Annotated in this window: 17 protein-coding genes; 13 read left to right on the top strand and 4 right to left on the bottom strand. The window is 67.0% G+C overall.

Annotation, left to right across the window (positions count from 1 at the left end):
- Positions 1–3 precede the first annotated feature (3 nt).
- The gene (locus tag HLG70_RS00155) at positions 4–1,071 is read right to left on the bottom strand and encodes an SDR family oxidoreductase (protein WP_171667713.1); all 1,068 of its coding nucleotides are present in this window, start codon (positions 1,069–1,071) and stop codon (positions 4–6) included.
- Between the two features lie 96 nt (positions 1,072–1,167).
- On the opposite strand from HLG70_RS00155, the gene HLG70_RS00150 reads away from it, so the two are divergent.
- The 4 genes from HLG70_RS00150 to HLG70_RS00135 all read left to right on the top strand — a co-directional run bounded on the left by HLG70_RS00150 (position 1,168) and on the right by HLG70_RS00135 (position 6,105).
- Positions 1,168–2,085 (top strand): LysR family transcriptional regulator, encoded by a 918-nt coding sequence (locus HLG70_RS00150; RefSeq protein ID WP_171667712.1) that lies wholly within the window; start codon positions 1,168–1,170, stop codon positions 2,083–2,085.
- A gap of 149 nt (positions 2,086–2,234) precedes the next feature.
- Positions 2,235–3,464, top strand: coding sequence for an ABC transporter substrate-binding protein (locus tag HLG70_RS00145; protein WP_171667711.1), 1,230 nt, complete (start codon positions 2,235–2,237; stop codon positions 3,462–3,464).
- Complete coding sequence (locus HLG70_RS00140) at positions 3,464–5,341, top strand: ABC transporter permease (protein WP_171667710.1); 1,878 nt, start codon at positions 3,464–3,466, stop codon at positions 5,339–5,341. Before HLG70_RS00145 ends, HLG70_RS00140 begins: the two co-directional genes overlap by 1 nt.
- Positions 5,338–6,105 carry an ABC transporter ATP-binding protein gene (locus tag HLG70_RS00135; RefSeq protein ID WP_171667709.1) on the top strand — a complete coding sequence of 256 codons (768 nt, stop codon included), beginning with the start codon at positions 5,338–5,340 and terminating at the stop codon, positions 6,103–6,105. Before HLG70_RS00140 ends, HLG70_RS00135 begins: the two co-directional genes overlap by 4 nt.
- Before the next feature lie 22 nt (positions 6,106–6,127).
- Here the strand turns inward: HLG70_RS00135 and HLG70_RS00130 are convergent, their stop codons facing one another.
- From HLG70_RS00130 to HLG70_RS00120, 3 genes are all read right to left on the bottom strand, one after another.
- Positions 6,128–7,909 (bottom strand): SulP family inorganic anion transporter, encoded by a 1,782-nt coding sequence (locus HLG70_RS00130; RefSeq protein WP_234103305.1) that lies wholly within the window; start codon positions 7,907–7,909, stop codon positions 6,128–6,130.
- A gap of 121 nt (positions 7,910–8,030) precedes the next feature.
- The gene (locus HLG70_RS00125) at positions 8,031–8,579 is read right to left on the bottom strand and encodes a hemerythrin domain-containing protein (RefSeq protein WP_171667707.1); all 549 of its coding nucleotides are present in this window, start codon (positions 8,577–8,579) and stop codon (positions 8,031–8,033) included.
- A 24-nt stretch (positions 8,580–8,603) separates the two neighbouring features.
- Positions 8,604–9,764, bottom strand: a complete 1,161-nt coding sequence (locus HLG70_RS00120; protein WP_171667706.1) for a D-alanyl-D-alanine carboxypeptidase family protein — start codon at positions 9,762–9,764, stop codon at positions 8,604–8,606.
- A gap of 355 nt (positions 9,765–10,119) precedes the next feature.
- Between HLG70_RS00120 and HLG70_RS00115 the strand changes: the two genes are divergently transcribed.
- The 9 genes from HLG70_RS00115 to HLG70_RS00075 all read left to right on the top strand — a co-directional run bounded on the left by HLG70_RS00115 (position 10,120) and on the right by HLG70_RS00075 (position 19,718).
- Positions 10,120–10,578, top strand: coding sequence for an HU family DNA-binding protein (locus HLG70_RS00115; protein ID WP_057286831.1), 459 nt, complete (start codon positions 10,120–10,122; stop codon positions 10,576–10,578).
- A gap of 156 nt (positions 10,579–10,734) precedes the next feature.
- Positions 10,735–11,247, top strand: a complete 513-nt coding sequence (locus tag HLG70_RS00110; protein WP_171667705.1) for a MarR family winged helix-turn-helix transcriptional regulator — start codon at positions 10,735–10,737, stop codon at positions 11,245–11,247.
- 48 nt (positions 11,248–11,295) lie between these two features.
- Positions 11,296–12,516 carry an MFS transporter gene (locus HLG70_RS00105; protein WP_171667704.1) on the top strand — a complete coding sequence of 407 codons (1,221 nt, stop codon included), beginning with the start codon at positions 11,296–11,298 and terminating at the stop codon, positions 12,514–12,516.
- Positions 12,517–12,602: 86 nt separating this feature from the next.
- Positions 12,603–15,260 (top strand): leucine--tRNA ligase, encoded by a 2,658-nt coding sequence (gene leuS / locus HLG70_RS00100; protein ID WP_171667703.1) that lies wholly within the window; start codon positions 12,603–12,605, stop codon positions 15,258–15,260.
- An 11-nt stretch (positions 15,261–15,271) separates the two neighbouring features.
- Positions 15,272–15,934, top strand: a complete 663-nt coding sequence (gene lptE, locus HLG70_RS00095; RefSeq protein ID WP_171667702.1) for an LPS assembly lipoprotein LptE — start codon at positions 15,272–15,274, stop codon at positions 15,932–15,934.
- A gap of 3 nt (positions 15,935–15,937) precedes the next feature.
- Entirely contained in the window at positions 15,938–16,993 is a 1,056-nt protein-coding gene (holA, locus tag HLG70_RS00090) for a DNA polymerase III subunit delta (RefSeq protein ID WP_171667701.1), read from the top strand.
- Between the two features lie 118 nt (positions 16,994–17,111).
- A complete protein-coding gene (locus tag HLG70_RS00085) occupies positions 17,112–18,392 on the top strand; it encodes a glutamate-5-semialdehyde dehydrogenase (protein ID WP_171667700.1) in 1,281 nt (426 codons plus the stop codon).
- A gap of 157 nt (positions 18,393–18,549) precedes the next feature.
- Positions 18,550–18,930 carry a hypothetical protein gene (locus HLG70_RS00080; RefSeq protein ID WP_171667699.1) on the top strand — a complete coding sequence of 127 codons (381 nt, stop codon included), beginning with the start codon at positions 18,550–18,552 and terminating at the stop codon, positions 18,928–18,930.
- Positions 18,931–18,932: 2 nt separating this feature from the next.
- Positions 18,933–19,718, top strand: coding sequence for a 2-keto-4-pentenoate hydratase (locus tag HLG70_RS00075; protein WP_171667698.1), 786 nt, complete (start codon positions 18,933–18,935; stop codon positions 19,716–19,718).
- Positions 19,719–19,726: the final 8 nt, after the last annotated feature.

The raw sequence follows: 19,726 nt of genomic DNA, 5'->3' as shown, positions 1-19,726 counted from the left end.
CGTTCAGGCGGGGATGAGCCGGCCGGCCTTCAGGCGCTCGAACAAGTCGAAGAGCGCATCCGGCGTGCTCTGGTAGTCCAGGAAGCCGGCCTTGCGGCTCTTGCTCATGTCGGCCACGACCTCCATCGGGCGCCCGAGGTCGGCATCGGTGTGCCACCACGAGGCAATCCGTTCGACATCGGGCTCGCGCAGGCCGTGGTCTGCGGCGATCCGCGCCCACTCGCCCGCGGCATCCTGCATGCGCCCTTCCAGCGGGCGCATGATGCCGTCGAACGGCGCGGGCTCGACGCCGAAATAGCCGGCCACTTGCCCCCACAGCGTCTTCCAGCGGAACACGTCGCCGTTGACGACATTGAAGTCCTCGTTGCGTCCCTGCCCGTGCGTCGAGGCCCAAGCCAGGTGCCGCGCCAGCAAGCGGGCGTCGGTCATATCCGTAAGGCCGTTCCATTGCGCGGCCGAGCCCGGAAAGACCAACGGCTGACCGGCGCGCCGGCACAGCGTCGCATAGACGGCCAGGGTCTGGCCCATGTTCATGGCATTGCCGACGGCAGACCCGATGATCGTGTGCGGACGATGCACGCTCCACCCGAAGCCGTGGCGATCGGCCGCCTCGAACAGCCGGTCCTCCTGCGCGTAGTAGAAATTGTCCACCGGCTGGCGGCCCTGCGCTTCACGGAATGGGGTCTCGGGCACGGCGCCCGCCGCATACGCCTCGAAGGGTCCGAGGTAGTGCTTCAAGCCGGTCACCAGGGCGGCATGCACAAGCCTGGACGTGCGCCCTAGCGGTTCCAGGACATTGCTCACCATGGCGCCGTTGACCCGGATGTTCTCCTTCTCGGTCGCCTGCCGGGACCAGGCGGTGAAAAACACATGGGTGACGTCGAGCGGCGCCACCGCGGCCGCTACGGAATCGGCGTCCGTAAGATCCGCGACGACCGGCACGCACCCCGGCGCGGTCGTCGTGCGGCCGCGCGACAGTCCGTAGACCGTCCAGCCCTGCGCCAGCAGATGTTCCGACAAAGCGCTCCCGACAATGCCGCTGGCTCCGACGATAAGTGCGTTATGACTCATGCAATGACTCCTGTGTTCAATTTCCGATCAGGATAGAACAGAATTATTTTCCCTATCAGGATAAGATTTCCCAACATTGCAGAATTTGAGTCATCAATGACAGCATTTCCAACCGAGCGCCTGAAAGGCATCGTCCCGTTTGTCCAGGCAGTCGATGCAGGCAGCTTCACCGCCGCGGCACAGCAACTGAACCTGACAAGTTCGGCGGTGAGCAAGAGCATCGCCAGGCTCGAAGCCCGGCTTGGCGTAGCGCTCTTCGAGCGCACAACCCGGCGCCTGATGCTGACGGACGCCGGCCGCGCGTTCTACGAAACCTGCACGGGCATCCTGGATGCCCTGGCCGAGGCGGAATCGGTGCTGGCGGCACAAAGGCGCGAGCCGGCCGGCGCCGTACGCGTGGCGTTGCCGGCGTCTTTCGGCCGCCGCTGCGTAGTGCCGCTGCTGGCGCGGCTGGCCACGCAGTATCCGGACCTGCGGCCGCAGCTGCTGTTTGCCGACCGCTTCGTCGACCTGGCCGAGGAAGGCATAGACCTGGCCGTGCGCATCGGCGGGCCGCCAGACCTGCCGGCTTCGCTCGCGCGGCGCGAACTCGGCCGGGAGCGCCTGATCTTCTGCGCCGCGCCGGCCTATCTGGCGCGTAGCGGTACGCCGGACACGATCGCTGCGCTGCGCGAGCACGCCTGCATCGTCTACGGCCGGCCCGACGGCAGCTCGCTCCCATGGTCGTATGCGTTGGAAGACGGCAGCGCCGCGCGGCACGCCGTGGCGCGCCCGCGCGTCGTGGCCGGCGACGCCGAAGCCCAGTTGGCGTTCGTCCGGGAAGGACTGGGCATCGCCCAGCTCGCAACCTGGCTGGCGCGGGAGGATCTGCAGGCCGGCCGCATCGTCGAAATCCTGTCCGGCTCGGCCACGGATGGCTTGCCACTCACCCTGCTGTGGCCCGTCGCGCGCCAATTGACGCCGAAGGTCAATGTGCTGGCGCAGGAATTCGAGGCTAAGCTGTTGATCAGGTAGCCCGTGCCGCGTGCTGTCCGCCGGAGCGCGTCAAGGAGGGCCTTTCTTATTGCCGCATCGCGAACGCGCATGTTTCAATTAGGCCGCCAACCGCGGCGCCCCAGGCGCGCGGCGACGCCCGATTCCTCTTTAGCCTGCGATACCCTGCCATGATCCGTCCCTGCCTTACCCTGATGCGCCGCGCGCTTGCGCCCGCGCTCCTGGCCCTGGCGCTGGCTCCGGCCGCCCCTGCCGTCGCGAAAGACAAGGAACCGCCGATCCGCATCGGCGAGATCAACAGCTACAAGGCGATACCCGCCTTCCTGGGCCCCTACAAGAAGGGCTGGCAACTGGCGCTGGAAGAGGTCAATGCCGCAGGCGGCGTCCTGGGCAGGAAGCTCGAGGTCATTTCGCGCGACGACAACGGGAATCCCGGCGACTCGGTGCGCGCGGCCCAGGAGCTGCTGGCGCGCGAAAAGGTCGAACTGCTGTTCGGCGGTTTTCTCTCCAACACCGGCCTGGCGCTGACCGACTTCGCCAAACAGCAAGAGGTATTCTTCCTGGCCGCCGAACCGCTGACCGACAAGATCACCTGGCAGGAAGGCAACCGCTACACGTACCGCCTGCGCCCGTCCACCTGGATGCACGTGGCGGCTCTCGCCCCCAAGGCGCTCGCCTTGCGCAAGAAGCGCTGGGCCATCGTCTATCCCAACTATGAATACGGGCAATCCGCCGTGGCCACGTTCAAGGCCATGATGACGGCCTTCCAGTCCGACGTGGAATTCGTGGCCGAACAGGCCGTGCCGCTGGGCAAGGTGGATGCCGGCGCCGTCGTGCAGGCGCTGGCCGACGCCAAGCCGGACGCCATTTTCAACGTGCTGTTCGCCGCCGACCTGACCCGCTTTGTCCGCGAAGGCAACACGCGCGGCCTGTTCGAGAACCGCGCCGTGGTGTCCGTGCTGTCGGGCGAGCCCGAATACCTGGAGCCGCTGGGCGCCGATACGCCCACCGGCTGGATCGTCACCGGCTACCCCTGGTATGCCATCGACACACCGGCCAACAACGCCTTCGTCGAGGCCTACAAGAAGCGCTACAACGAAACGCCCAAGGTAGGCTCGGTGGTCGGCTACGCATCGCTGATGTCCATCGCCCAGGGCCTGAAGGCCGCCGGTTCCGTGGACACGGAAAAGCTCGTCGACGCTTTTGCGGGCCTGAAGGTGGACACGCCCTACGGACCCATCCAGTACCGCAAGATCGACCACCAATCGACGATGGGCGTGTACGTGGGCGTGACCGCGGTGGAAGACGGCAAGGGCATCATGAAGGACTTCGTCTACATTGACGGCGCCCGCCTGCAGCCGCCCGACGAACAAGTGCGCAAGATGCGTCCGGCTCACTGATGAATCTTTCCGGGCTGCTGCTGCAGCTGCTCAATGGCCTGGCGGACGCCAGCGCGCTGTTCCTGGTTGCCGCCGGCCTGTCGCTGATTTTCGGCGTGACGCGCGTGGTGAACTTCGCGCATGGCTCGTTCTACATGCTGGGCATCTACCTGGCCTGGACGTTCACCGGCTACTTCGGCGACGGCGCGGGTTACTGGGCCGGCCTGTTGCTGGCCGCGCTGGCGACCGGCCTGATCGGCGCCGCGGCCGAATGGCTGGTCCTCAAGCGCCTGTACCGCGCCCCCGAGCTGTTCCAGCTGCTGGCCACGTTTGCGCTGGTGCTCATCATCGGCGACGCGACGCTGGCCATCTGGGGGCCCGAGGATCTCTTCGCCGCCCGCGCGCCGGGCCTGTCCGGCGCCGTCCAGATCCTGGGCCGCCGCTATCCTCAATACGACCTCCTGCTCATCGCCGCGGGCCCCGTCGTCCTGGGCCTGCTCTGGCTTTTGCTGATGCGCACGCGCTGGGGCCGGCTGCTGCGCGCCGCCGCGGAAAATCGCACGATGCTGGCCGCGCTGGGCGTAAACCAGGCCTGGCTGTTCACCTCGGCCTTTACCCTGGGCGCCTTCCTGGCCGGCCTGGGCGGCGCGCTGGCCGCGCCGCGCGTGCCCGCCACGCTGGGGCTGGACCTGGAGATCATCGCCAGCGCGTTCGTGGTGGTGGTCGTGGGCGGTCTGGGCTCCATTCCCGGCGCCTTCCTCGCGGCCCTGCTTATCTGTTCCATCAAGGCCGTGTTCGTTTTCCTGGGCCAGGTGCCCATCGGCCCCTGGGTCTTCAACCTGTCCAAGCTGACGCTGCTGGCCGAGTTCGCGGTGATGGCCGTGGTGCTGGTGGTGCGGCCCTGGGGCCTGCTGGGCAAGCCGCCCGCCCCAAGCTCGCACGCCGGCATGCCCGAGCGCCCCATCGCCCCGGCCGGACCGCGCCTGCGGCTGGCCTATGGCCTGCTGCTGGCGCTGCTGGCCCTGGTGCCGGTCGCCACCCTGTACTGGCCCTATCTCAGCATCCTGATGACCGAGATCCTGATCGCCGCGCTGTTTGCCGCCAGCCTGCACTTCCTGACCGGCCTCGCCGGCATGACGTCGTTCGGGCATGCAGCGTGGTTCGGCCTGGGCGCCTATGGCGCCGCGCTGCTGCTGAAGCTGGCCGCCGTACCGATGGAAGCGGCCCTGCTGCTGGGCCCTTTTGCCGCCGCGTTCGGCGCGCTCGTGTTCGGCTGGTTCTGCGTGCGCCTGTCCGGCGTGTATCTGGCGATGTTGACGCTGGCCGTCGCGCAGATCCTGTGGGCGCTCACGTATCAATGGGACGATGTCACCGGCGGCAGCAATGGCCTGACCGGACTGTGGCCCTCGGCCTGGCTGACGCAAGGCCCCTGGTTCTACTACGTCACGCTTGCGCTCTGCGCGGCGGGCGTCTGGTGGCTGCGCCGACTGGCGTTCTCGCCGCTGGGCTATGCCCTGCGCGGGGTGCGCGACTCCGCCTTGCGCGCCGAGGCGCTGGGCATGGACACGCGGCGCGTGCAGTGGGCAGGCTTTGTCGCGGCGTCCTTCGCCGCAGGCCTGGCCGGGTCGCTCTACGCATTTTCCAAGGGCAGCATCGCGCCCGACGTGCTGGCGGTGAGCCGCTCGGTGGACGGCCTGGTCATGGTGCTGCTGGGCGGCATCCAGACGCTGGCCGGCCCGCTGGTCGGCGCGGCGTCCTACACCTGGCTGCAGGACGCCGCCGCGCGCAGCACCGAGTACTGGCATGCCGTGCTTGGCCTGGCCATCCTGGCGCTGGTCATGGCCTTCCCGGAAGGCCTGGCGGGCGCAGCCGCGCGCCTGCGCGGGAGGCCCGCATGACCCAGGCCGCCCCGCTGCTGCAGGTCCGCAACCTGCGGAAATCGTTCGGCGGCATCGACGCCCTGGCGGACGTGTCCTTCACGCTTGAGGCTGGCCGCATGCTGGCCCTGATCGGGCCGAACGGCGCCGGCAAGTCCACCTGCTTCAACGTGCTGGGCGGGCAGCTGCGCCCGGACACCGGATCCGTCCTGCTGGACGGCCAGGAACTGGTGGGCCTGTCGGCCGGCAGGATCTGCCGCCTGGGCGTGGGCCGCAGCTTCCAGACCGCCGCCACGTTCCGGTCCATGACCGTGCTCGAAAACGTGCAGACGGCCCTGCTGTCCCGCGACCGGCTGCTCTTTAACCCGTGGCGCCGCGCCGCCCGGCATGCCGCCGACGAAGCCATGACCCTGCTATCCCAGGTGCAGATGGCCAACAAGGCGGACGAGGCCTGCGGCACGCTCGCCTATGGCGACGTCAAGCGGGTGGAGCTGGCGATGGCGCTGGCGCATCAGCCGCGCCTCTTGCTCATGGATGAACCGACTGCGGGCATGGCCACCAACGAGCGCCATGCGTTGATGCGCCTGACCCGCCGGCTGGTGGACACGCAGCGCATCGCCGTCCTGTTCACGGAGCACAGCCTGGACGTCGTGTTCAAGCACGCCGACCACATCGCCGTGCTGGTGCGCGGCAGCCTGCTGGCCGAAGGCACGCCCGCCGCGATCGCGGCGGACGAGCGGGTCAAGGCCGCATACCTGGGCACTGAAGCGCCGCAATCCGCCTGAATCCAAGCCGCGGCGCGGCGGCTCAGCCGTCCTTTTGCGGACTCTCGGGCTGGCATTCCCAGAAGATCTTGGCCTGGCATCCCGCGCAGATGCCGCGGTCCAGCTTGGCGTAGATGGCATGCAGCGCCGTCGCCTTGTCCGGGAAGATGTGGTCCGCGCCCAGCCGCTCCAGAAACCCCGTTCGGCGCCACATATCCAGCACCTCGGGCCGCGGCCGGTGGAAGTACAGGTCCCCGCCCATGGCGCGCCGGGCAACCAGTTCGTCGTCCCAGACCTGGGCGCCGGCCAGGTCGATGAAGTTCATGCTTTTCGCCATCACCAGCAGATGCCGCGGCGCGCCAGGCGCCGCTCGCAGGTCATGCAGGCGCTGCGCCACGTGCGCAGCCGCGCCGAAGTAGACCGAGCCTTCCATGCGCAGCAGCTTCAGCTGGGGACATTCCGGCAACGCGTCCTGCTGATGTTCCAGCACGATGAAGCGGCGGTCCAGTCCGCGCGAATCGAACCCCATTGTCCGCATCGCGGGCCGCGATGTGCGGTGCAGATAGACCATCAGCGACAGCACCGTGCCCAGCAGGATCGCCACCTCCATGCGGATGGTGATCGTGGCGGCCAGCGTTGCCCCGGCAATGGCGCATTCGCCCGGTTGCGTGCGGATCAACTGCCGCCAGCGGGGAATATCCAGCAGCGTCCAGGCCACCAGCAGCAGCAGGCCGGAAATCGCCGCGTGCGGGATCTGCGCCAGCAAGGGGGCTGAAACGGCCACCAGCACCATCAGCAATACCGCCGAGAACACGGACGCAAGCGGCGTCTTCGCGCCGGCCTCGTAGTTGGGGATGGACCGGTTCAGCGATCCGCAGGACAGATAGCAGGAAAAAAAGCCGCCGACGATATTGGAGAGTCCCTGCCCCACGAATTCCCGATTCGCGTCGATGCGCTGGCCCGACCGCGAGGCCACGGCCTTGGCAATGGAAATGGACTGCGCCAGGGCCACGATGGTCAGCGCGAACGCCAGGCTCAGCAGGTCTGGCAGCGCGCGCCAATCAATGCTGGGCACATGAAAAGGCGGCCATGGCTGGGCGAGCGCGCCCAGCACGGGCACCGGAGTCCCGCCACGGCTCTGGACCACCGCATTGAACGCCGCGGCGGTCAGCGCGCCGGCCGCGAGCCCCGCCAGCATATAGGGCTTGCGCTTGTCCAGCCGGCGCACCAGCAGCGCGGCGCCCAGGGTTGCCAGCGCCACCAGCAGGGCGCCCGGATGCACTTGCCCCAGATGCGTGGCCAGGCTTGCCAGCAAGGCGCCCGCGCCGTGCGACTCCGGCGACGGCAGGCCGAGCGCATCCTTCAGCGCATGCACCGCGATCAGCAAGGCCGCTCCGCTGGTGAAGCCAAACAATGCCGATGGAGATATGAAATGCGCAAGCGACCCGAGCCGCAAGGTGCCCACCAGCCATTGCATCACGCCGACCAGCACCGTCACGGCCAGCGCCAGCTGGATATAGCCGGGACTGCCCGCGGCCGCCAACGGCGCCAGCACCGCGAACAGCGCCAGCGAATTGGCGTTGGTCGGGCCGGACATGACATGGCGGCTGGAGCCGAACAAGGCGGCCACGATACAGGGAACGATTGCGGAATACAGGCCGTATTCCGGCGGCAGCCCCGCCAGCGTGGCGAATGCCACGCCCTGCGGCAGCACCAGCAACGCGCCCAGCAGGCCCGCCGTAAGATCGGCGCGCAGCGTCAGCCTGTTGACTTCATCCACCCACGAGCCGAACAGCCGGCGCGCGACGTTTCTTCCCCCCTGCATCATCCTGTTTTATTCCTTGGGCATCGGCATTTGAGCCTGTCCGCGTAGCGTAATCGCTCGCTCCCGGCCGCGCAATGCGCCGGCTGCGCGCAGCGCGACTCCGATCATGTTCAGTCTCCGCTCAGCCGGCCTCGCCGCCGCGTCGCGCCTTCATGGCCTGTCCGATCGCGGCCAGCGCGTCATCCGGAATCAACCGCGCCGCCATCGGCAGCAATTCCTCTTCTTCGCGCCGGATGTGGGCGGCATAGGCCTCGGTGAACGCCTGCACCTGCTGCTGCGGCAGCTCCGCCGGGCGCCCCTCCGCGATCTCGGTCAAGGTCTGGCGCAATGGTTGCCACAATCCGGCCAGGCGCCGATGATCCGCCATCAAGCCATCGACCAGCGCATGCAGGCAGACGGCGTCGGACCCGGCCATGGTCTCGATCAGGGCGGGAAACAGATCCTCTTCCTCGTCTTCGTGGTGGTGTGCGGCCGCCGTGTCGAAGTATCGGCGCACGCTCGCGGCGGCCGTTTGCGCCGTCGCGTCGCTGCCGTGTCCAGGCAGGTGCGCAGCCAGCCGCGCCAGGGTGGCGCACTGGCGGGCGATCCGCCCATGACAGGCCGACAGCAGGGCCAGCGGATCGTCCGGCCCCGGCGCCGGCGCCGGACCTCCAGGAAAGCTCACTGCCATCGCATGCCTCCGTTATTCCTTGCGTTATCCCTCGTTCCCCCGCCACCACAAGCGGATGGAGTCCCATGCGCGCCCCGCGAATCCCGCCTCGGCCACCGGTTCCAGCGCCACGACGGGGAACTGCATGGCCGGCTTGCCATCCACCAGCACGCGCAGCGCGCCCACCGTGGACTGGGTCGCGATCGGCGCGACCAGGGGTGCCTGCGGCGTCCAGACTGACTCGACCTTGGCGCCCGCGGGCACCGTCACATAGGCGTCCCGCGCAAAGCCCGCCTTCAGGCTGTTGCTCTCACCCTTCCAGACTTCGGGCGTGGCCACCGCCTGTCCGCGCGCGTACAGCTTGATGGTATTGAACCCCTGGAAGCCCCACTCCAGCAACTCCCGGCTTTCCTGCGTGCGCAGCTTGTCCGAGGCAGTGCCCACCACCACCGTGATCAACCGGCGCTGGTCCGCGCCGTTGGGCCGGCGCGCCGTGGCAACGATGCAATAACCGGCCGATTCCGTATGGCCGGTCTTCAGTCCGTCCACGCTGGGGTCCAGCCACAAGAGACGATTGCGGTTGGGCTGCGTAATCTTGTTGAACGTGAACTGCCTGGCGGAATCGTAGGTCTTGTAGAGCTGCGGATAGTCGCGGATGAAGCGCGTGGCGAGGATAGACAGGTCGCTCGCGGTTGAATAGGTGTTCGGGTCCGGCAGGCCGTGCGGGCTGGCGAAACGCGTGGCGTGCAGGCCCAGTCTGGCGGCGGTGTCGTTCATCCGCGCCACGAAGGCCTCGACGCTGCCCGACACGGCCTCCGCCAGCGCAATGGCCGCATCATTGCCGGACTGGATCATCAGGCCGCGCAGCAGATCGTCCACCGTCACTTTCGAGCCAGGCTCCAGGAACATTTTCGAGCTGCCCGCCGGCACTTTCCAGGCCCGCGTCGAGATCGTGACCATCTGGCCGGGCGACAGCTCTTTCTTGCTCAGCGCCTCGAACACGACGTAGGCCGTCATGATCTTGGTCAAGGACGCCGGCTCGATCCGGTTCGTGGCCGCGTGCGACGCGATGACCTGCCCGCTGGTCTCGTCCAGCAAGAGCCAGGCCTTGGCCGACAGCGCCGGCGCGGGCATCGATTGCGCCATGGCGCCGGAGATACACGCGGTCGCAACGAGCAGGCTCGCCGCCAACTTCTTCATCAACATATAGCTGCTTCACTTCCATGCATGGTTTTTTCCTGGCGCGGGAATCATGCGAAAAACACCTGATTCCAGGCACTTTCGCTCAACGCCGCCTTCGCGCGCCGCCCGCAATTGGAACACGCGCGGCGCCATAGGTTCACGCATAGGAAATTTCCCCAAAAACTTGCGGCGATTGTCACGACATCTTGCAAGAGCCCTTGTAGAAAGCACTTTTCTGCGTTGAAAACAACAAACAGCGGCTGAAAACCCGCTAGAAAGCCGCATTAGGCGCCACTCTTCCGCTATCATCGGGCGCGTAGCGTCAAACGCCGATATCCGGCGCGCGCTGCTCCATGTCCTCAACATACGGATTTTGACCATGGCCACGAAAGCAAAAGCTCCTGCCAAGAAAGTCACCAAGCCCGCCGTCAAGGCGCCCGCAAAGAAGGCAACCGCCGCCAAACCCGCTGTGAAGCCTGCAGCAAAGAAGGTCGTCGCCGCCAAGAAGGTCGCTGCTGCACCCAAGGCCATCAAGGCTGCTCTGAACAAGACCCAACTCATCGCCTACATCGTTGAGCAATCCGGCGTTGAAGCCAAGTCGGTCAAGGCCGTCCTGACCAGCCTGGAAACCTCGGTGCTGGGTTCCGTGGACAAGAAGGGCGCTGGCGAATTCACGCTGCCCGGCCTGTTCAAGGTCGCCGTGCAAAAGGTTCCCGCCAAGGCCAAGCGCTTCGGCAAGGATCCGTTCACGGGCGAAGAGCGCTGGTTCCCCGCCAAGCCGGCTTCGGTCAAGGTGAAGGTTCGCCCGCTCAAGAAGCTGAAGGACGCCGCGCAGTAATTTAATTACTCGCAGCATCCGGTCAAGCCGGGAAGGGCCCGCCTCGAAATGAGGCGGGCCCTTCTTTTTTTGCCCCGCGCTTTGCGCATTGCCGGGCTCGCTGCTAGAATTTATCTTAACGTTAAGAAACTTCACATCGAAATATAATCCCGCCCCATGAATGACCTCGTCGATCAAGTGATATCGCAATGGAGCAACGAATGTCCCAGCCAGGACTTCGCGGCCATGTCGGTCATCGCCCGCGTGTTTCGTTTGAACGCATTCGCCACCCGCAACGTGAACCGCAGCTTTCGCCGCCACCAGCTCCATCAGGGTGAATTCGACGTGCTGGCCACGCTCTACCGTAGCGGCGCGCCCCACGCGATGAACCCGCAGAAGCTGGTCGACGCCCTGCTGCTGACCTCCGGCGCCATGACCAACCGTCTCGATCGCCTCGAGCAGGCGGGCCTGCTCATGCGCTCCCCCAATCCCGAGGACCGGCGCGGCATCATCGTGACGCTCACCGCTGAAGGGCTGCGCGTCATCAAGCTGGTGCTCAAGGATTATTTGAAGGACCTGAACGAACTGCTGGACCCGCTGTCGCCCCCCGAGCGCCGGCAATTGGCCGGCCTTTTGAAAAAGCTGCTGATCAGGCACGACCAGGAAACGCCGGGCGGCATCAGCGCCTGACGCCAACGCCCCCGCTGCCGCCCCTTTCGCCTTCTTCATTCCAGGTTCATGAATTCCGCATCGCAATCCACTCCCGCGCCGACACTGACCGCGCCGATCATCCTGCTGATGTCCGTGGCCACCGGCCTCGCCGTCGCCAGCAACTATTACGCTCAACCCCTGCTTCACACCATCGGCGAGCAGTTCTCGATCTCGAACGCCGCGGCCGGCGCCATCGTCACCACCGCACAGCTGAGCTACGCGGTCGGGCTGATGCTGCTGGTGCCGCTGGGCGACATATTCGAACGCCGCTCCCTGATCGTGCTGATGAGCCTGCTGTCCGCGGGCGGACTGCTGATTTCCGCTTTCGCCACCAACATCATCGCCCTGATCGTGGGCACCGCCCTGACCGGCATGCTGTCCGTCGTGGCCCAGATCCTCGTACCTTTCGCGGCCACGCTGGCGGCTCCCCATGAACGGGGCAAGGCGGTCGGCACCGTCATGAGCGGGCTGCTGCTGGGGATCCTGCTGGCGCGCACGGCCGCCGGCGCGCTGGCGGACCTGGGCAGCTGGCGTACGGTGTACTGGGTGGCCGCCATCCTGATGCTGGTCATGTCCGCCGCCCTGTGGCGCGTGCTGCCCCGCTACCACAGCCCCACCACAATGAGCTATCCGCGCCTGCTGGGCTCGATCCTGCGCATGTTTGTCGAGGAACCCCTGTTCCGCGCCCGCTCCCTGCTGGGCGGCTTGCTGTTTGCCGCTTTCAGCATGCTGTGGACGCCGCTCACCTTCCTGCTGGCCAGCCCCCCCTATCAATACAGCAACACGACCATCGGCCTGTTCGGCCTGGCCGGCGCCGCTGGCGCCTATGCCGCCAATCGCTTCGGACGCCTCGCCGACCGGGGCCTGGGCAACCTGGCCACCCGCGTCGGGCTGATGCTGCTCCTGGGATCGTGGGGCCTGATGGCCTTCGGGCAGGCCTCGGTCATTGCCCTGCTGGCCGGCATCCTGGTGCAGGACCTGGCGATCCAGGGCGTGCATGTCACCAATACCAGCGCGCTCTACCGCCTGCGGCCCGAAGCCCGCAGCCGCCTGACCGCCGGATACATGACCAGCTACTTCATCGGCGGAGCGTCCGGTTCGCTGGTATCGTCCTGGCTGTACGCCCATTTTGGCTGGCCCGGCGTGGTCACCGCGGGCGCCGTCCTGGGGGCCATCACGCTGGCTTATGGCGTGCTGGCGCCAAGCGCGCGCATCCCCGAAACGGCCTCTCCCCCTGCCCGCGCCTAGCACCTCCTATAATCAGGGGTTTTGACCGCCTCCGCGCTCCGGCGCGATGGGGCGGCTCACCCTTTTTTGCCACCGTGCACGAGCCCATGCAGGAACGCTACCTCCCCACTACCGTCGAAGCGGCCGCCCACCAAGACTGGCAGGCCCGGGACGTCTATCTGGTCCACGAACACGCCACGAACCCCGACGGCTCAGAAAAGCCCAAGTTCTACGCCTGCTCCATGCTGCCCTATCCCAGCGGCAAGCTGCACATGGGCCACGTGCGCAACTACACCATCAACGACATGATGGCCCGCCAGTTGCGCATGCGCGGCTACAACGTCCTGATGCCCATGGGCTGGGATGCCTTCGGCATGCCGGCGGAAAACGCCGCCATCAAGTCCAAGGTGCCGCCCGCCAAGTGGACCTACGACAACATCGCCTACATGAAGAAGCAGATGAAGGCGATGGGTCTGGCGATCGACTGGTCGCGCGAAATGTGCGCCTGCGATCCGCAGTACTACAAGTGGAACCAGTGGCTGTTCCTGAAGATGCTCGAAAAGGGCGTGGCCTACCGCAAGACCCAGGTCGTCAACTGGGATCCGGTAGACCAGACCGTGCTGGCCAATGAACAGGTCATCGACGGCCGCGGCTGGCGCTCTGGCGCCCTCGTCGAAAAGCGCGAGATCCCCGGCTACTACCTGCGCATCACCGATTACGCCGACGAACTGCTGGGCGCCGTCCAGAACGACCTGCCCGGCTGGCCGGAGCGCGTGCGCCTGATGCAGGAAAACTGGATCGGCAAGTCCGAAGGCCTGCGCTTTGCCTTCCCGCACAAGATCGCCGGCCAGGATGGCCAACTGATCCAGGACGGCAAGCTGTACGTCTTCACGACCCGCGCCGACACGATCATGGGAGTGACCTTCTGCGCCGTGGCGCCGGAACATCCCCTGGCCACGCATGCCGCGCGCTCCAACCCGCAACTGGCCGCATTCATTGAACAGTGCAAGCTGGGCGGCACGACCGAGGCCGAGATGGCCACGCGCGAAAAAGAAGGCATGCCCACCGGCCTGTTCGTCACGCACCCGGTCACGGGCGCCGAGGTCGAGGTCTGGGTCGGCAACTACGTGCTCATGACCTACGGCGACGGCGCCGTCATGGGCGTCCCGTCGCACGACGAGCGCGATTTCGCCTTCGCCAAGAAATACGACCTGCCCATCGTTCAGGTCGTGGACGTGGCGGGCAAGGAATACTCCACCGCCGCCTGGCAGGAATGGTACGGCGACAAGCAGTCCGGCCGCACCGTCAACTCCGGCAAGTACGACGGCCTCTCGTACAAGGACGCCGTGGACGCCATCGCCGCGGATCTGGGCGCGCAAGGCCTGGGCGAAAAGCAGACCACCTGGCGCCTGCGCGACTGGGGCATTTCCCGCCAGCGCTACTGGGGCACCCCGATCCCCATCATCCACTGCGCGGATTGCGGCCCGGTCCCGGTGCCCGAGAAAGACCTGCCCGTGGTCCTGCCCGATGACCTGATCCCCGACGGCAGCGGCAACCCCCTGGCCAAGAACGAAGCCTTCCTGTCCTGCTCCTGCCCCAGCTGCGGCAAGCCCGCGCGGCGCGAGACGGACACGATGGACACCTTCGTCGACTCGTCCTGGTACTTCATGCGCTATACCTCGCCTGGCAACGACACCGCCATGGTCGACGCGCGCAATGACTACTGGATGCCGATGGACCAGTACATCGGCGGCATCGAGCACGCCGTGCTGCACCTGCTGTACGCCCGCTTCTGGACCAAGGTCATGCGCGACATGGGCTTGCTCAACTTCGACGAGCCCTTCACCAAGCTGCTGTGCCAGGGCATGGTGCTCAACCACATCTATTCGCGCAAGACGGCCCAGGGCGGCATTGAATATTTCTGGCCCGAAGACGTCGAAAACGTCTACGACGACCGCGGGGCCATCACCGGCGCCAAACTGAAGTCGGACGGCTCCGCCATCACCTACGGCGGCGTGGGCACGATGTCCAAGTCCAAGAACAACGGCGTCGATCCGCAATCGCTCATCGACACCCTGGGCGCCGACACGGCCCGCCTGTTCGTCATGTTCGCCAGCCCGCCCGAGCAGACCCTCGAGTGGTCCGATTCCGGCGTCGAAGGCTCCAACCGCTTCCTGCGCCGCCTGTGGTCCATCAGCTACGCGCAACGCGACGCAGTGGCGCGCGGCCTGGCCAATGGCGCCGACTGGACGCAAGCCCCGGCAGCCGTCAAGGACCTGCGCCGCGAGGTCTACTCGCTGCTCAAGCAGGCCGACTACGACTACCAGCGCATCCAGTACAACACCGTCGTGTCCGCCTGCATGAAGATGCTGAACGCCATCGACGACGCCAAGCTGCCCGAAGGCGCCCCCGCCGACGCCGCCTATGCGGAAACCCTGGGCGTGCTGCTGCGCGTGCTGTACCCGGTCGTGCCGCACATCACCTGGCACCTGTGGCAAGACCTCGGCTACGCCAAGGAGCTGGGCGACCTGCTCGACGCGCCGTGGCCGCACGTGGACGAAGCCGCGCTCGTCGCCGACGAAATCGAGCTGATGCTCCAGGTCAACGGCAAGCTGCGCGGCTCGATCCGCGTGGCCGCCAAGGCAGCCAAGGAAGACATCGAGAAGCTCGCCGCCAGCCAGGAAGAGGTAACCCGCTTCCTTGAAGGCCGTCCGCCCAAGCGCGTCATCGTGGTTCCGGGCAAACTGGTCAACGTCGTAGGCTGATGAGGTCAAGCATGTACTTCGCCGGGCAAAAAACGCACTTCCCCCGCCAATCCTGGCTGCTGCGCGGCGCCTGCCTGGCGCTGTTCATGCTGCTCTCCGCTTGCGGCTTCGCGATGCGGGGAGTGACCCCGATGCCGTTCGACAGAATGTACGTGGGCATTCCAGACACCACCCAGTTCGGCGCCGACGTGCGCCGCGCCCTGCGCGCGGCCTCGCCCAACACCAAGCTGGTGGACTCGCCCAAGGAAGCGCAGGCCATCCTGCAGCAGGTGAACGACTCCCGCACCTTGCGCGAGGTCTCGCTGAACGCCCAGGGCCGCGTCGAATCGTACGAACTCGGCATCAACTATACGTTCCGCGTGATCGACGCGCAGGGCCGCCCGCTGGTCCCGGACACGACGCTGTCCATCTTCCGCGAAATGCCCTACGACGACCAGGTCGTGCAGGCCAAGCAGGGCCAGATCGACACCCTGTTCAAGGCCATGCAGCGCGATCTCGTGGCGCGCGTGCTGCGCCGTATCACGGCGCCGGACGTGCACAAGGCGTTCGAAACCGCGCAACAACGCGGCGAAGAAGCCGACACGCCGCTGTTCAATCCGAACGAGCCGCAGCCGCAGCGCGTGCCGACGCCCTGGCAGACTCCGTCCGTCACCGACCCGACCAACGTGCGCTAGCCCATGGCACAACCCCTGGACGCGGATCGGCTGGCCGAACACCTGCAACGGCCGGGCAACCGGCTCGCGCCGCTGTACACGGTGTCCGGCGACGAGCCTCTGCTGGTCACCGAAGCGGTGGACTCGCTGCGCGCCGCGGCGCGCAACGCGGGCTACACGGAACGCCTGTCCATGGTGATGGACGCGCGCAGCGACTGGAGTTCGGTCACCGCCGCGACCCAGAGCGTGTCGCTGTTCGGCGACCGCCGCATCCTTGAAATCAAGATCCCCACCGGCAAGCCGGGCAAGGCCGGCGCCGACACCCTGGCCAAGCTGGCCGACCAGGCCGAGAAACAGCCGGATTCCGACACCCTGGTGCTGATCGCCCTGCCCCGGCTGGACAAGGCCACCCGCGAAAGCCGCTGGGTGCAGGCCTTGAGCCGCGCCGGCATGATGGTCGACATCGCCAATATCGAACGCGGCCGCCTGCCCGCCTGGGTCGGCATGCGCCTGGCGCGGCAGAACCAGCGCGCCGACAGCGCCACCCTGCAATGGATGGCCGACAAGGTGGAAGGCAACCTGCTGGCCGCCCACCAGGAAATCCAGAAGCTGGGCCTGCTGTACCCCGAGGGCCAGTTGGCGGCGCAAGACGTGGAGCGCGCCGTGCTCAACGTGGCCCGCTACGACGTCTTTGGCCTGCGCGACGCCATGCTTGCCGGCGACATCGGCCGCACCATCCGCATGATCGACGGCTTGCGCGCCGAAGGCGAAGCACTGCCGCTGGTGCTGTGGGCGGTCGGCGAAGAGATCCGCCTGCTGGCCCGCGTGGCCGAGGCGCGCGCGCTGGGTCAGGACGTCAATGGCCTGATGCGCCGCCTGCGCATCTTCGGCGCCCATGAACGGCTGGCGCTGCAAGCCTTGAGCCGCGTCCAGCCGGGCGTATGGCCCGCCGCCGTGCAGCATGCGCACGAAGTGGACCGCCTGATCAAAGGCCTGTCCGTGCCGGGGCGGCTCTCCGATCCCTGGGAAGAAATGACCCGGCTGGCGTTGCGCGTCGCCGCCGCCGGCGGACGACCGTGAAGGCGGCATAGCCGCCGCCTTCGCCTCGCCCCCATCCGGTCGTCCGACCGGATTTCGCCCGGCCGTCCGGCCGGATATACACTGATTCTTCAGGCGGCTCCCACGCCGCCCCACCTCCATGATCGACGCCGCCATGTCCTCGTCCTCCATCGAACAAGCCATGCTCATCCTGGGCGAAAATGCCCGCCGCGCCTCGCGCGCCATGATGCGCGCCAACAGCGCCGCCAAGAACCAGGCGCTGCTGGCCATGGCCGACGCCCTGGCCGCCAGCCACGACGAGCTGAAAGCCGCCAATGAAAAGGATGTTGCCGCCGCGCGCGCCAACGGCCTGGAGCCGGCCTTGCTTGACCGCCTGACCCTGTCGGACAAGACGCTGGCGCACATGGCCGAAGGCCTGCGCCAGATCGCCGCCCTGCCCGACCCCATCGGCAGCATCACCGCCACCACCGTGCGGCCCAACGGCATGCGCGTTGCGCAGATGCGCGTCCCGCTGGGCGTGATCGGCATCATTTACGAGTCCCGCCCCAACGTCACCATCGACGCCGCGGCGCTGTGCCTGAAATCCGGCAATGCGGCCATCCTGCGCGGCGGCAGCGAAGCGCTGCACTCCAATATCGCGCTGGGCCGCATCGTGCAGATGGGCCTGGCGGCCGCCGGCCTGCCGCAGGAAGCGGTGCAGGTCGTGGCCACCGCGGACCGGGCCGCCGTCGGCAAGCTCATCACCATGACCGAGCACATCGACGTCATCGTGCCGCGAGGCGGCAAGGGCCTGATCGCCCGCCTGTCCCAGGAGGCGCGCGTGCCCCTGATCAAGCACCTGGACGGCAACTGCCACATCTACATCGACGCGGCCGCCGACCCGGACAAGGCGCACGCCATCGCCTTCAACGCCAAGACCTACCGCTACGGCATCTGCGGCGCCATGGAGACGCTGCTGATCGACGCGGTGGCGGCGGTCTCCATCCTGCCCAGCCTGGCCGCGGCCTTCACCGAGCACGGCGTGGAACTGCGCGGCTGCCCGCGCACGCTGGCCCTGCTGCCGCACGCCACCCCGGCCACCGAAGAAGACTGGGCCACCGAATACCTCGGCCCCATCCTGGCCGTGCGCATCGTCGACACGCTGGACGACGCCATCGAACACATCGCGCGCTGGGGGTCGGGCCACACCGACGCCATCGTCACGGAAGACCTGTCCGCCGCGCAGCGTTTCCAGCGCGAGGTCGATTCCAGCTCGGTCTACGTCAACCTTCCCACCTGCTTCGCGGACGGCTTCGAGTACGGCCTGGGCGCCGAGATCGGAATCTCCACGAATCGCCTGCATGCGCGCGGCCCCGTGGGCCTGGAAGGCCTGACCACGCTGAAGTGGGTCCTGAGCGGCGAAGGCCAGGTCCGCGGCTGAACCGCGCCTGCCTGCGCCCCCGCCATCGCGCCGGGGCGCCGGCCCTGACGCGGCCCTGAACACGGGGCCGCGCCAAGCCTTCTACAATACGGCCAGAATATTCGTTCAGGCTTCTTTTCATCCCGACGCGGCCCGCCGCGCATTCTTGAGATCCCCCATGCATTCACCTGTCATGGCCATGGCCTTCAGCCTCTTCGTGCTGTGCTTCATCACCTGCTCGATCAGCGGCATCGTGCTGTTCTTCTTCAAGAGCAAGCAGATCAACGCCGCCCTGAAGCATCCGTACCTGCAGCACCGGCCTTTCCATCAGTATCCGCTGTCGATCCAGGCAGCGATCATGCTCGACTACTTCTTCCGCCTGATGTTTCCGGGCACGCGCTTCTGGCTCATCGGCAACGCCAATGACCTGCTGGGCCACGTCGATCCGAAGAAAACGCCGCTCTCCCTGAAATGGCCCATCGTCGGTTTCTGGGGGTCGTGCTGGCTGGGCCTGATCGCCATGATCGTCCTTTGGATCATGCTGTACCTGGGGACTTGAACATGCAGATCCGATTCGAAGACTATCCAGGCAGTGTCGAGGCCGCGCGCTACCTGATCGCCGCCCGCGATTCCGGCATCGCCGGCCCGCGCCTGCCCGCCGCCTGCCGTCCGCAGTCCCTGGGCCAGGCATTCGCCGTGCAGCAGCGCACCGCGCAATTGCTGCGCGAGACCCGGCAGGACGGCATCGCCGCCTGGAAGAGCGCGCTGCCTTCGCCCGAGAAGACCGTCGTGGCTCCCATCTATGCATCCACCACCGGCGATGCCGGAGCCGGTCCGATCCCCGCCAGCGCCAATATCGTGCGCATCGAACCCGAGATCGCGTTCGAGATCGCGCGCGACCTCCCCGCCCGCGACACCGCCTACACCGAAGCCGAAATCGATGCCGCCATCGGCGGCGCACGCCTGGCGCTGGAAGTGCTGGGCTGCCGCTACGCATCCCCGGAACACGCCAGCCTGCCAGAGCTCCTGGCCGACCACATGTTCAACCATGGGCTGGTGCTGGGTCCGCGCATCGCTTCGCCGGACGCCGCGCCAAGCAGCATGAGCCTCACGCTTTCCGTGGATGGCGCCGAGGTCGAGCAGCATGCCGGCATCCACCCGAACGACCGTCCCAAGGCCGGACTGTACTGGCTGGCCAATTTCCTGCGCGAACAAGGCCTGGGCCTCGCTGCCGGCCAGCACGTCATCACCGGCTCTTATGCCGGCTTTCTGGACGTGCCCGCCAACAAGGACCTTGAACTGGCGTATGGCGACCTCGGCGTGCTGCGGGTCCGCTTCAGCAAGTAACCCGGCAG

Source organism: Achromobacter deleyi (assembly GCF_013116765.2).
Classification (GTDB): Bacteria; Pseudomonadota; Gammaproteobacteria; order Burkholderiales; family Burkholderiaceae_B; genus Achromobacter; species Achromobacter deleyi_A.
The sequence above is the reverse complement of the archived record's forward strand: the minus strand, read 5'-3'. Positions and strand labels throughout refer to the sequence as shown.

Coding starts and splice junctions, on each gene's coding strand:
- HLG70_RS00155 (WP_171667713.1), bottom strand. CDS start 1,071: ATGAGTCATAACGCACTTATCGTCGGAGCCAGCGGCATTGTCGGGAGC.
- HLG70_RS00150 (WP_171667712.1), top strand. CDS start 1,168: ATGACAGCATTTCCAACCGAGCGCCTGAAAGGCATCGTCCCGTTTGTC.
- HLG70_RS00145 (WP_171667711.1), top strand. CDS start 2,235: ATGATCCGTCCCTGCCTTACCCTGATGCGCCGCGCGCTTGCGCCCGCG.
- HLG70_RS00140 (WP_171667710.1), top strand. CDS start 3,464: ATGAATCTTTCCGGGCTGCTGCTGCAGCTGCTCAATGGCCTGGCGGAC.
- HLG70_RS00135 (WP_171667709.1), top strand. CDS start 5,338: ATGACCCAGGCCGCCCCGCTGCTGCAGGTCCGCAACCTGCGGAAATCG.
- HLG70_RS00130 (WP_234103305.1), bottom strand. CDS start 7,909: ATGCAGGGGGGAAGAAACGTCGCGCGCCGGCTGTTCGGCTCGTGGGTG.
- HLG70_RS00125 (WP_171667707.1), bottom strand. CDS start 8,579: ATGGCAGTGAGCTTTCCTGGAGGTCCGGCGCCGGCGCCGGGGCCGGAC.
- HLG70_RS00120 (WP_171667706.1), bottom strand. CDS start 9,764: ATGTTGATGAAGAAGTTGGCGGCGAGCCTGCTCGTTGCGACCGCGTGT.
- HLG70_RS00115 (WP_057286831.1), top strand. CDS start 10,120: ATGGCCACGAAAGCAAAAGCTCCTGCCAAGAAAGTCACCAAGCCCGCC.
- HLG70_RS00110 (WP_171667705.1), top strand. CDS start 10,735: ATGAATGACCTCGTCGATCAAGTGATATCGCAATGGAGCAACGAATGT.
- HLG70_RS00105 (WP_171667704.1), top strand. CDS start 11,296: ATGAATTCCGCATCGCAATCCACTCCCGCGCCGACACTGACCGCGCCG.
- leuS (WP_171667703.1), top strand. CDS start 12,603: ATGCAGGAACGCTACCTCCCCACTACCGTCGAAGCGGCCGCCCACCAA.
- lptE (WP_171667702.1), top strand. CDS start 15,272: ATGTACTTCGCCGGGCAAAAAACGCACTTCCCCCGCCAATCCTGGCTG.
- holA (WP_171667701.1), top strand. CDS start 15,938: ATGGCACAACCCCTGGACGCGGATCGGCTGGCCGAACACCTGCAACGG.
- HLG70_RS00085 (WP_171667700.1), top strand. CDS start 17,112: ATGATCGACGCCGCCATGTCCTCGTCCTCCATCGAACAAGCCATGCTC.
- HLG70_RS00080 (WP_171667699.1), top strand. CDS start 18,550: ATGCATTCACCTGTCATGGCCATGGCCTTCAGCCTCTTCGTGCTGTGC.
- HLG70_RS00075 (WP_171667698.1), top strand. CDS start 18,933: ATGCAGATCCGATTCGAAGACTATCCAGGCAGTGTCGAGGCCGCGCGC.